The sequence below is a fragment of the Bacillus sp. LQ01 genome, from assembly GCF_057624735.1.
Genome location: NZ_JBYEZL010000007.1, coordinates 1 through 12,239 on the forward strand (window position 1 = coordinate 1; position 12,239 = coordinate 12,239).

Annotated in this window: 12 protein-coding genes and 2 pseudogenes; 4 read left to right on the top strand and 10 right to left on the bottom strand. The window is 31.8% G+C overall.

The window, feature by feature from the left end; translation table 11 throughout:
- On the bottom strand, positions 1 to 218 hold a 218-nt coding region (tnpA, locus tag AC22L0_RS26285; protein ID WP_487272525.1), incomplete at its 3' end, for an IS200/IS605 family transposase.
- Positions 219 to 1,154: 936 nt separating this feature from the next.
- Between tnpA and AC22L0_RS26290 the strand changes: the two genes are divergently transcribed.
- On the top strand, positions 1,155 to 1,460 hold the full coding sequence (locus AC22L0_RS26290) for a hypothetical protein (protein WP_087967589.1): 306 nt from the start codon (positions 1,155 to 1,157) through the stop codon (positions 1,458 to 1,460).
- A 48-nt stretch (positions 1,461 to 1,508) separates the two neighbouring features.
- On the opposite strand, the gene AC22L0_RS26295 is transcribed toward AC22L0_RS26290, so the two are convergent.
- From AC22L0_RS26295 to AC22L0_RS26315, 5 genes and pseudogenes are all read right to left on the bottom strand, one after another.
- The gene (locus tag AC22L0_RS26295) at positions 1,509 to 1,949 is read right to left on the bottom strand and encodes a hypothetical protein (protein WP_087967586.1); all 441 of its coding nucleotides are present in this window, start codon (positions 1,947 to 1,949) and stop codon (positions 1,509 to 1,511) included.
- 431 nt (positions 1,950 to 2,380) lie between these two features.
- Positions 2,381 to 3,364, bottom strand: coding sequence for a hypothetical protein (locus AC22L0_RS26300; RefSeq protein WP_087967584.1), 984 nt, complete (start codon positions 3,362 to 3,364; stop codon positions 2,381 to 2,383).
- Positions 3,365 to 3,582: 218 nt separating this feature from the next.
- Positions 3,583 to 4,225, bottom strand: a pseudogene (locus AC22L0_RS26305) (DUF2306 domain-containing protein).
- A 243-nt stretch (positions 4,226 to 4,468) separates the two neighbouring features.
- Entirely contained in the window at positions 4,469 to 5,440 is a 972-nt protein-coding gene (locus AC22L0_RS26310; RefSeq protein WP_087967582.1) for a hypothetical protein, read from the bottom strand.
- Complete coding sequence (locus tag AC22L0_RS26315) at positions 5,440 to 6,309, bottom strand: RNA-binding protein (RefSeq protein ID WP_087967580.1); 870 nt, start codon at positions 6,307 to 6,309, stop codon at positions 5,440 to 5,442. The genes AC22L0_RS26310 and AC22L0_RS26315 overlap by 1 nt, the downstream gene beginning before the upstream one ends.
- 108 nt (positions 6,310 to 6,417) lie before the next feature.
- Between AC22L0_RS26315 and AC22L0_RS26320 the strand changes: the two are divergent.
- A pseudogene (locus tag AC22L0_RS26320) lies at positions 6,418 to 6,732 on the top strand (hypothetical protein); the annotation flags it as partial.
- A gap of 636 nt (positions 6,733 to 7,368) precedes the next feature.
- On the opposite strand, the gene AC22L0_RS26325 reads toward AC22L0_RS26320, so the two are convergent.
- Complete coding sequence (locus AC22L0_RS26325; protein ID WP_087967578.1) at positions 7,369 to 8,016, bottom strand: hypothetical protein; 648 nt, start codon at positions 8,014 to 8,016, stop codon at positions 7,369 to 7,371.
- A gap of 332 nt (positions 8,017 to 8,348) precedes the next feature.
- Here AC22L0_RS26325 and AC22L0_RS26330 point away from each other — a divergent pair, with 332 nt between their 5' ends.
- Positions 8,349 to 9,059, top strand: coding sequence for a hypothetical protein (locus AC22L0_RS26330; protein WP_087967576.1), 711 nt, complete (start codon positions 8,349 to 8,351; stop codon positions 9,057 to 9,059).
- A gap of 223 nt (positions 9,060 to 9,282) precedes the next feature.
- Here the strand turns inward: AC22L0_RS26330 and AC22L0_RS26335 are convergent, their stop codons facing one another.
- From AC22L0_RS26335 to AC22L0_RS26345, 3 genes are all read right to left on the bottom strand, one after another.
- Complete coding sequence (locus tag AC22L0_RS26335; protein WP_087967575.1) at positions 9,283 to 10,275, bottom strand: AlbA family DNA-binding domain-containing protein; 993 nt, start codon at positions 10,273 to 10,275, stop codon at positions 9,283 to 9,285.
- 146 nt (positions 10,276 to 10,421) lie between these two features.
- Entirely contained in the window at positions 10,422 to 10,628 is a 207-nt protein-coding gene (locus tag AC22L0_RS26340) for a hypothetical protein (protein WP_140160749.1), read from the bottom strand.
- Positions 10,629 to 10,772: 144 nt separating this feature from the next.
- On the bottom strand, positions 10,773 to 11,513 hold the full coding sequence (locus AC22L0_RS26345; RefSeq protein ID WP_087967571.1) for an alpha/beta fold hydrolase: 741 nt from the start codon (positions 11,511 to 11,513) through the stop codon (positions 10,773 to 10,775).
- A gap of 216 nt (positions 11,514 to 11,729) precedes the next feature.
- Between AC22L0_RS26345 and AC22L0_RS26350 the strand changes: the two genes are divergently transcribed.
- Positions 11,730 to 12,017, top strand: a complete 288-nt coding sequence (locus tag AC22L0_RS26350; RefSeq protein WP_087967569.1) for a DUF5316 family protein — start codon at positions 11,730 to 11,732, stop codon at positions 12,015 to 12,017.
- Positions 12,018 to 12,239 lie beyond the last annotated feature (222 nt).

Below are 12,239 nucleotides of genomic sequence, written 5' to 3' on the forward strand. Positions count from 1 at the left end.
ATTTCTGTATTAGGGTGTGCCTTGAACAAAATATGAACATGGTCTACATCATGATTCCATTCAACTAATGTGATGTTATAGTTTTCAGATAGTCGAACAAACATATCTTTTGCATAGTCTGACATTTCATCATCAAACACATTTCTTCTGTATTTCACGACCAACACAAGGTGATAATACAACAGGAATACTGAATGGTTATTACTATCTAATTTCATTTATATACCAGCCTTTATAATTTATAAGACGGATTATATCAGAGGCAAAATAAAAAGGAAAACCTTTTGGCTACGCCAAACCGAAATTTATCTCCCACCTACCGTTGGGCTACGCCCTTCACACGCTTGAGGAAGGAGAATTCTTTCGGGAAATTCGTTAAAAGTTTCACCTATCATTACAATTTCCTCCCTTAATGTTTTAATTTTAATTTTTTTATTAAATTCCTCTTTACTTTTTACATTTTTTCAAAAATCAAACAAATCCATCGCTAATTGTCCTTCTGCAATTTTCCGTTTCAAATATATACAACTACTTTCATACTTTCTTTTTAGAAATATCTATATAAACGGCATAAGCCTAATTGTTTTTAAACACAAAAAACCCTTTCGGGTATATGAATTTTTGCAAGCAAGGCTGCTTTACAAAGTCATTTCCCCGAAAGGGTTGTAGTATTTATGGATTATAAAAAGAAAAAAGAAAGTCTTACATACATTATATAAATTACTACCATCATATTCAATTTATTTTTAACAGAATATTCAGATCTTTGTTTGTGTTTATGTTTTATTTTTTTGTTATAATATGGATATATTTTAAAGGGTTAAGCTATAGCTCCTTATTACTATTGATATGATTTCATAGTATATTATCATCTGTTTTGAGTATTATATATTTTAAAATATTGATTGAATTGTGCTATAGTTCCTTATTAACTTCTGATATATATGTAGACTAATTGTTTGCTATAGTTCCTTATCACTTCTTGATATTATATGATATGTAACCATTGAAGACCTCTAAAATAACATTATTTAGAGGTCTCCATTTATGGATAAAAGCACTAACTTTATATACTTAAAATATAACATATGTAACTTTTGAGTAAGTTTGATAATTCGCCTTTAACTACTAGTTCTATTTTAGGAGTGGATTCTATGGAAGGAAAAACATTGATAAAGTATATTTTTTACTTTTTTTCTTATTTACTTGTTTACATACCCTCACTTCCAGTTATAGTTGTTCTTGGTATGGCTGGCGCTTCTCCTGATGTAGAACATACTATACTTGAATGGATAATCACGATTTTTGAGTTAACTGTTACAATTTTAGGTGCTTGGTTTTTTAATTTTATTTTCAAAAACATAATGGGAATTAAGAAGAATACAAAATTCACTTGGATTATCTGTCTTCTTCATTTAATTCTTATTCCTTTGACATGGAGACTTCTTCTTTATTATTAGTTTATCAATCTTTTTTATTAATAAAACTATATTTCAAATCCTGATTATTTAATCGTGTACTTGCATACTAAAAAAATAAATCCCTTTGTTTGTCTTAAACAAATATTCTTCATAACAGCATGCATAATAACCTCCTGGATCTAATTTAATCAAATAAACCTCATCTGGTTCTTGTTTGAATACATTTAATAACTGCTCTATTATAAATTCCTTGGGCGTCAATCCATTTAAATCATATCCGTACGGTATTTTCCCAAACCAAAAAGACTCTCCATTGGGATATTGACAAATTAGGAATTCTTTTTTCCATTCTTTCAAGTGGATGAGTTCTAATATGTCATTACTAGTAGCGTATGTCGCCTTATTGGCAAGTTCAAAAATATTGTCCTTTTTATTTTCTGACATAATACTAAGCTCATAATAATTACTTACGTATTCGTCTGCATTTATATCTGCAAAATCGCTTAAGATTTTATTAATTGTATTCATTTTTTACTCCTTTTAAACGTTACTTTAAAATAAAGCTTTTTCAAAAATCTCTTACCAAATCAGATTCTATGACTTTCAAAAGGAATCAATTTTTAAAAAAAGATTGGTTAAAACCAACTCTTTCCTTAGGATTGCGTGAACAGTTTTTATAAAAAATTTTGTTCATTTTCTGTTTATGTTCCTAGGAAATATAAACTTTTGGTTGATTCATTCTAAAAAGATATTTCATACTATACGACTTTCATTTGAAAATATAGCATTTATACCTAACATAACCATCTATCGTTTAAGAGTTAGATGGTTATGTTAGGTATTAAAAAATTAATACAAACTTTCATTTTCTTTAAAAAGCAGCAAAACCATTTATGCACTTTGTATCGAAAAAACAAAATTATCAATAGAACCTATTACATATTATTTTTGATATACAATTATTTTATAAGTTCATTGATGTTACTACTGTTTTGAATTTTCTCTGACGTTAGCCAGAGTGAATACATTGTTCTATCTTTGTTGGATACAAATATATCAAATTTCTCGTTATGTAGTTCTTCTTTAAGAATCGTAATCACCTTTGTCAGATCCTTTATTACATCGGGATCATTTTTATACTCCATAGAACTGTCATTAAAAACTATCGTAGCTTCATATTTTGGACATTTACCTTCCGTCGGATGTGCACAAGTAATATCTTTAATTACAAAGCGGTCATTTTGAATTTCTTTTAATCTTTCAACGACTTTTGTTTGTGTTTCAATTAAATATGTCCAATAACCGCTTACTGTGTCTTTCATTGTTAGTAGAAGTTCTTCTTTCGTTATACCCTTTTGCACATTTTCGAAAGGAAGACCAATCGATTTACCATTATGATCCTCAATTTCAAGTTCTGTTATCTTTCTATTACTCTTTTGAATGAGTTGGAATAATGTATGTAAACGATCTAATTCTATAGTTTCAAATTGACTATAATCGATTTCCTTACTCATTTTTAAGGTTAATAACAACTCATCTGTTGGTTTTTCTGCTGCATTGTTATAATCTACTATGTATTGAAGAACATTTTTATTTTCAGATTCCTCGTAACCTAACTTTTTCATTTCTTCAAGAATGGGTTTGAATTTCTTATATTCCTCGTATGTGTTTTTCCCATATTCGTATTCATCACCTTGTATTGTGGAATAGAAGATGCCATTTACCTCTACTCGAAATTGAATATTTTTATTATCCTTTGCCTGAACAGTATGGTACGTATGTCCCATATTTCCTTCATGTATCCCGCCCCAATCTGTTACAACAACATCGAAACCATGTTTTTCTTTTATATATTTTTTCACCTGATCTTCATTTTCATAATTGCACCCGCTCAAACATAAGAAACATAACACTAATAACCATACATTTTTCATTCTTTTCATATAACTCCTCATATCCCTTCCTTACATAAGAAAAGTTCTCTGGTTTAATACTGTAAAAATATTAAAAGGTAAAGTAATCTTTTGAATAACGTACTTCATTCGTTCAATTATTTTTTCGCTAGCGTCAAGGTAGGTTACTCCATAATCTCAGCGAAAAAATCACAAAAAAACATTGAATTGCTGAGGAATTCAATCCTTAACATAAAATCAGATTTGCATCATAAATGTACATCCTCATTTACCAGGTATTTTCCTTTATTAAGTCTTTGTTTTATAAATAATTCTGCAATAATTACATTTGGTATCCATGCTAACCAAGCAATAACAGTGTAACTAACTTCAAACTGCTCTAATCCAAATAGCAATACAAACAAAGATAGCCAAATTCTTAATGTAACTGCCGCAAAGGTTAAAGAATAATTTCTAATCATCCAATTTCGATGGTCTTGAATTTTCTTATTCTTAACTCTATTTAATGCTTGATATGCTGATGTTAGCCAAAATACGGATAACAAATCGAAACCAAGCTTTGCTACCAATCCTCCCATAGCGTAAAAGGATAAGTACAATCCTGAAACGCAGCCTAATAATATACCAATTATATAGATTTTCCCAACTATTCGATGACGGTTGATATTCTTTCCTCTAAATTTTGTGGATAATGTAAACGGACCATTTACTAATGCTACTATACTAGTTGTAATATGTATAAATAACATTATATACCAAAAAACAATTAATTTAGATACAAACATAAGTTTCATTTTAACAAGTCCTGTTTGAAATCCATTCATAATAAAATATTGGCCCACAACATAACTAGCTACTAAAATAGCTAAAAAAAATGAATATAAACCAAATTTTACTGCCCCCTTGTTACATTTAGGGACATTTGATTATACATTTCTGTTCATTTTAGGAAGGAATAGTAAAGCCTTATTTAATTATCTAATCAACACATTATTTTTTCATTAAAACAACTCTAATTGAAGTCTATAAAAAATGAAATTAGATATATTGCAAACAAAAATTGAGTTGTGAATATCAATTCATCGTTAAAACAACAAAAAACTGCTTCAGCACATTTACCTGAAGCAGCTCTTTTTATCTCAAAAATGGTAATGGTGCTTGCTGAATTCCGTTTTGAGTTGAAATATAAAAAGATTTTGCGAATCCCTCATTGTGAATACATTCGTCTATTACGAGCATTATAGGAATCTTTCGTAAGTCTAACATTAGCTCCTTTCTAACATGTTCTGCTAAAGCAAGATTTGATATAGATAAAATAAAAATACCTGGTAAACTCTTCGTATTTTCGAAGTTCAATAAATTATTTGGTCCATTTTGAATTTGATCTTCCCAAATTTTCAATCGCGATTTTAAGTGCTGTGCATATCGCTGCCCCTGTTGCACCCTTTCAAATATGAAGTTTTGATTTCCAATTGGAGTTTTAATTTCTCCAACAGCAATTGGATTATATCCCCTACCAGTACCTTGTAGCTTCGGATACCAGCACCAATTTTTTAATAACTGTTGGCCTACTGCAAACTCGTATTTTATCTGATTCATAGTGACAAATCTCTGTACACCCGCCACCCCAAGTTTTAACCACTGCTCTGGCTTTAAAGAATAGTTTGTATTACGGTTATGATAAGCCCACATCATCAAATGACCTGCAGTATTGAGTGTAATTGGAGCAGAGGTTTTAGGCTGATCCGGGAATAGCCCCGATTTTATCTCCCATCTACTAACAAATCCATACAGTACTAGCTTTTTCAGCGATTCGGAAACCTGAGACCTACTAATTTTAGACTCCACAAAATTTTTAATTTGAGCTTCAGTAATTGCTAACGAATCCCAAATAAGCTTTAGTATTAAATTGTCTTTTTCATTTATAAAACCTGAATTAATTCTGTCATAAATACTACGTAAGTCTGTGAGTGGTTTGAATTTATCTGGAAGAATTGGTCCCCCCTGTAAAGAGGGGTCATCCCAAAGTGATAAAGATTGGTCCCTATTAAGCCAATATTGAACCGCCTTTCCATTCTCTTGTACGGAAACCTGCGGCGCACTCATTAGTTATATAAAAACGCCGTTGGGTCGTTAACTTTTTTGCGTCCAAAAGGAAACTTGAAGATAACCCCCGACCCTCTCTCTTTTTCTACATCCACATTCACAATTCTCATACTTACTACTTCATCCAATACTGGCTGTTCGATTGTTTTAGGGACAATTCCTTTAATTGTGCAGCCTTGATCCAATTCAACAAAAACTCCAAAACGCGGGTCAACATTTACAACTCGCCCTACAATTGTGTCCCCTTCAGCTAATTCAGATAACAACTGATAAGGATTTTCCACTGCCGCTTTCCTAGAAACGTGAATTAGTCGTTGCTCCTGATTAAATTGTAGAACCTTAACTGGGATGCGTTCACCAATAGGCGCATAGCGATCCACAGCGTTTTTATATACTCTTCCATAGTTTAGTTCATGTAATTTCATGAAGCATTCCGCACCATTAATGCGTAAAAATATAGTAGGAACCTGAGCATTCATGTTATACCCAGTTACCTCTGCTTCGTAGGTTGGTTCTTGCAATTTTTCATCCTGCTCCAATTCTATTAATTCACGAATTAAAGCGTCTGCCGATCTCCTACTTGCTTCTTTTACTGATACCTGAACTTTATTTACATCCAGTTCATCAGACATTTGAGTAATTACTACATTAAAAATATTACCTGTGAATTGAGTAATACTTCTAAAAGAATAATCAGAGAAGTCTTCTTTTTTACAAATACCTATAATCTTACCGTTTTCAAGGGCAAACTCAGCGTATTCAGTATCTGGATCTTCTTTATCATGTCTTTTAACCGTTCTCAATACTGCTTGAATTGGCTCTTTATATCTACGTAGTGCCTGTAGCTTTTCATAAGTTTTTGAATCCATAAAAATATCTCCTCTCCCTTGTTCAATATTTATAAAATTCAAAAATAATACTTCTAATTGGATTATTGATACTTTTAACTGAGAAACTAAGTGTTTTAGAAATATTTTCTGAAATTTATAATCTCTATTATTCTTTCATTATTTTCAAAAGGTGAAACTCAGCAAGAAGCAAAAGAAGTTGTAAACGACATTATTACCGGTCCTAATGGGAAAACACTCTTAATCGTTGCTGTGGTATTTGTAATCGGAGGGGCATTTATTGTTAGTAGTATTATAAATAATGACTATGAACCAAATACACATCCAAGTATACGAGACGATCGTGATCCTTTAAGATGTGCTCATTATGGTGGCGAATGGGACACAGGTGGTCTTTTTGGAGAAGCAAAATGTGTTTATAATCAAGTTGATGAATCGGATAATTCTAATTTACAACATTCATACCAGTTTTCTGCATTTAATTCTACAAGTTTTACAGCGGTTTTAATCATAAACTTTCCCCTTTTATCATTATTTATTTTTTAATTTGAATTTTCAGATTTTTAATTGTATCATATTTTTCTATCAAGTTATTCTTTGGATCCCGCCAACATAAAGCGAATTTCGTACGCTAAGGAATTTTTCATTTAAAAAACTTGATTTTTCCGTACGTTAAGAAGATTCCATAAATGGTGTTTGATGTTTGGTATAATACTTTGTTTTTGGTAATGAGTTTTGGAACTGGATTTTAAACATATTTCAGTCAGTTTTGACAAATATAAATATAGTTCCATAAACGATCGTTTTAGGGACTTTTTGGTGCCACCTTTTAATTATGTAAATAAAATAAAAAAAAAAGCATCTACAAAGATGCCTTTTTCTCTTGAAGCGAAGCAAAATGAACAGACCTAAGATCTTTTCATTAAATAAGTGTAACCAAAAACGTTAAGTTATGACCAAGACTTCATTCACACTAAACAAACTAAAAAAAGATAAGCAATTAGTTATGCTTATCTCTTTCATTTTTATTTATTATATACCGATTGCAAATACATCTGAGTTGATTCATAAATACCCTGTTCATCGTAACCTTCTTCTTTTTTTTTCGAATAATGCATCTAACTCGTACATCAAAATATAATAGTTCACATCAACTCCAAAAACAAACATTGTTTGATAATGTTCTGGATAAAACACATATCCTTCAAATTCCGTTTGTCCTTCTGCCAATCTAACCTGTACTCTTTTATTGCCATCTACACATATATAAGAATGAGGTGTACCATACATTCTCACAAAGAATGGAATTCGATGATCCTGCTTTTTCTCCTGGATAACAGGTGTTTCCGGATCAACGTAAATTTGCGAAATATTTAAAGTTTCTTTTTCTAATTGATTCACTTCTAAAAATTCCTTCATATTCTCGACATCAAAATGAAGTGCTACCGTACCACAAGGCGTGATATTATCAAACGAATACATTTCATATTCCCCTATTGATCGGTTCGGATAGTGTTTAGCACGTGCTAGAATTGGATTTAACCCTGGAAATCTCTCCATACACTCTTTTATCGCTGCTTCTTCGGCCATAAAAATTTCAAGCCAATGTTCCTTCCATTTTTCAAAGAATGAATACTCTCCTAAATATGCAGACTGAGAATCTAAGAACCCTTTATAATCAAACTCTGTTATTTTTATTGGTGTGTCAGGTGTAAAAGAAACTGGCATTTTACAACACTCCTTATATATTTATTCAAATATATTGCTACCCGAACAACGGCTTTCTATTTATGTAGGCTATCAATATCTTTAATTCCTATAAGCCATACTTCTTTTAACATCTTACAATAATTTCGATTTTTTACCAGTTACTCCCTCGATTTATCCTATATAATCAAAATCCCATCAATTTTGTGTAATAGTTCTACTAGAGATCCCGCTGACAAAACGTAAAATTATATATTATTACATTTATTAGATTTCCATATTTTGATGATGTTATAATTTATTTATATTAATGGATAAATTTATAACAAAGATAACAACAAAGAGTGAGATGAATGATTTTCAAGAGTATAAATGAATTAGAGGAGTTTTTCAATAAGCAAGGTATTTTCCCGGTTAATGCTTTTATGGTGGAGGGTGATATGCCAACGTATATGCTATCCGGTGAGAATCAGTTTGAAAAAATGGTTGAATTTATTAAACAAAAGGAAATAAAAACTGTTACATACCAGCCTTTTGTTATAAATGAAGAAGAATATTTTATACCAGACGATGCAATCGAAAATCTGATTGATGAAAACACAATGGAATTCCTAAAAGAATATGGATATATAGAAGGCTTAGATTCTGCTATTGATCATCATAATAAAGTGGTAAAAAATCATTTAGGATTATTAGATGCTTACCTATTAGACGTTATTAATGAGGGTGTTTTATATAGAGTTGCTATGAGTAATTTTGATATCGATACTGCTGAGGGGATGATAGAAGCTTTTCTTTCTAACTATGAATTCGAATTAGAGGGGTACGATCAGAAACTTAGGGAACAAGGTTATGAAAAAAGAAAGAATTTGTTTAAAGAGAAAGAGAGAAAAAAACAAGAAGCAATTGAAAGTTTAATTCAGGAACATATCGATGAGGTAAGATCTTTACCTAATAAACCTGCAAGAGCTGAACATATAGCAAGAATTGCTGAGGAAAAAGGTATAGATGTTTACAAAAAAGATATCATAATGGCACTAGATTTAGTTCTTATTAAAAAATAAAAAAAAGCATCTACAAAGATGCTTTTTTCTCTTGAAGCGAAGCAAGATGAACAGAACTAAAATCTGTTCATCTTGCTCTTTTGTTACTTTTTAGTTCCCTTTCCGGGTTTTTTATGGATTTAATCCAACATATTTGTTACAAATATCAACGGAATATATATTCAATAAAAACATTTTTGTATAACTTCATTTTCAAGTATCTAGATTAACACCACTATTTGGTCTACAACACTTTTTTTATTTCCTCAAACGGTATTGTGACTTCACCTTTTACAGGTTCGCACCCTTGTGCAAAGATTTCATAAGAGAAAGAAAAAGTATAATCATCTGGCAAAGGTTCGGTGCCATTGATATGTGCCTCTTTGATATTCCCCTTAATAGTTAGAGGGTACACGGCTTTATAAGAGCCTGGATGAACTACATCATTTACACCACCAACGAACATATAGCCATTTTCCTGAATATCAACTTTTGATTGATATATTAAAGGCAGTCCTTGTTCGGATGCTCGCTCCAACAATCGTAGATTTTTACCTTCTTTGATGCGAATTGCTGGGTACGTTGCTACATAGCGGCCAATATTTCGGATACCTACCACAATAGAATATTCAAATTGTCTTTCACCAACAACTCCACCATAAGTAAGCCCTCTTTGTATTTCATACTGTACCTGCAAAACAGGTCTTTGTCGTCTTCCGAAGGCATCAGCTAGATTGGCGTGTTCCATCTGTACAAAATTGTCTCCTGATCTCATGCAATACTTATTTACTTGGAGTAATGCTTGATGTGGCGGTAGATCACTAGCAGGAACGTATGTTACAACAAACCCTTCTTTAGGGTTATTGGGATTGAGAATATGAATATTCTCAATCCCAGGTAACAAAGGACTAAGTGCATTAGCTAGAAGGCTATTTAATTCTCCCTGAAACGCTTTTGCATTAGCGATAAGTTTTTGACCTATTGCTGCATCTATTCCATCATCATTCTTCCTTGCATCAACTCCCCAAATAATAATGCCACCCGAGGTGTTAGCAAACCCAGATAATGCTTTTGCGTAGTTCTTTCTATCCGGTGTTGCAGGTTCATTGGTAGTATGATCAGTTTTCCGTTTGAAATCTAAGAACACAGTCTCCTCTTGTTGTTCTGCAATCATACGTTGTATTTCTTCCCACCCATTGTCTTTCAGGGTTTGAAAAAGTAATTCAGCATTATTCATATGGAACGCCCCTTTTCGAGTTTCTTAATCTATACAATAAAACCAAAAATCAGAATAGTTTAATTATCACATAAAAAACGGTTTATTGTCGAATAAATAAACTCTTTTAATAAGGTTGTTCCATTCCACATTCATCAATCATACTCTTACAATCTCTTAAGTCCAGACTCCCACTGGACCAACTCTTTTCGATAAACTATTAGAAGCTTTTCGTGCAAGTATTCTCTATCTGTCACAGCAATAACAAAATCCGCTTCAACTTTTCTATCTTTTCCCCATTGTCTCATTTCTTCTATATCTAATTCATTATTTTCTAATTGAGCTATACCCCTTTCTAATGTTGATACCCTCATTCGCAAAAATAGAAATACTTCCAATTCTCCTGTTGTTGTATATGGGGTACCGCCACATTTCGGAAAAAACCAAGCTAAGCAAAGAATACAATGAGCTGCCCATATGGACAGCTCATTTACATAATTCTCGTTAACGGAATTTAATTATATGATCTGAAGAACCTTTTTGACCGCATTTATTACATATTGTGGCTCATCCTTTTGGATATAGTGTCCACTGTTAGGTGCTATAACTAAGGAACTATTAGTTGATAAATCCAATAATTCCTCTTGCATATGCAACCATAAGTTTTGTGCATCAGTGGAATAAAAAGCTTTTTTTCCTGCAGAAAGAATAATAACGTTTGTATCTATAAGTGTTTTTCTGTGTAATCGTACTTCTTCAAGACTCTTCATAAACTGATCGTATGTACCTTCATAAATAAATTGTTTATTATAAGCTTCTTGGAAATCTGAAGGCATGATGGGAAGAAATCGTTCTCTATAGTCCTCTGGGGTTGAATCTACAAGTATTAGACCTGCTACCTCGCTTGGATATAAAGATGCGTATAATCGAACATTTACTCCACCAAAGGAATGCCCCACAAAAATATAAGGAGGGGTTAATTGTAATTTTTTTAGTAATGTTCTTAGCTCTTTTACCATTTCAGAACTAACTCTATTGTTGGGACTAGAATCACTCTTTCCTAAACCAGCTCTATCATAGACCAGAACTTTTGTAAATTCCGCAATTTGCGATACTATTTTATTCCAAGCTTTAGAGTAATCACCATAACCCGCGTCCATTACTACGGTTGGAGTTTCTTTATCACTTCCAAATATTTTTGTATATAATTGAAATCCACCTATATCAACAAATTCCTCACGTTCTAAAACCTTTTTCATTCAGATTTAACTCCTTTCATCTTCCAAGGTACAACAAACAAGTAAATTATTTAATAAATTGTATCATGGATGGAAAAGGAAAATCAGAAATCTATTTTGAATACCGTATACATGCTCGGTTAACATAACGCATCATTATCGGAATTTGTTTAAAAAATATACACTCAATAATATGGTATTATATGGATATCAAATCTTTTTGAAAGAGGGATCATAATGACAAAAAGAGGACTCATTCCAGGAATACTCCTATTACTTATCGTATCTGTAGAAGCTTATTTTAGTCGGGATTGGAGCCACATTTATTATGTATGTGGAACTTTTGGGTTAATTAGCATTGGGTTAGCTTTAGCTTACTTCATTGATAGTTTAATTTTAGGTAACAAAGGAACCTTTTCTTCAAAAAAGGAAACGCGTAAAATTGGCCGTATTGATCAATCAAAAGGTTTTTTAATAATGGCTATTCCAAATCTTATAGCAGCACTAGTTTATATCGTCATTTAATGTATATCGTATACAAACCCAGTTAACATAACATAAAATTATCGGTAGCAATGAAAAAGGGGAATCCTTACTCTCAGAAGGAATCCCCTTTTTTATTTTCTATAAAGCTATTCATCTTTTTATACATTCCTATTATGGCTCGGTTTTAGATTTCTCTTTTATTACTGGATTAGCCGAAAAAATGAATAAAATCTTGTATACTCTTAGCTTGGTAAATCTGCA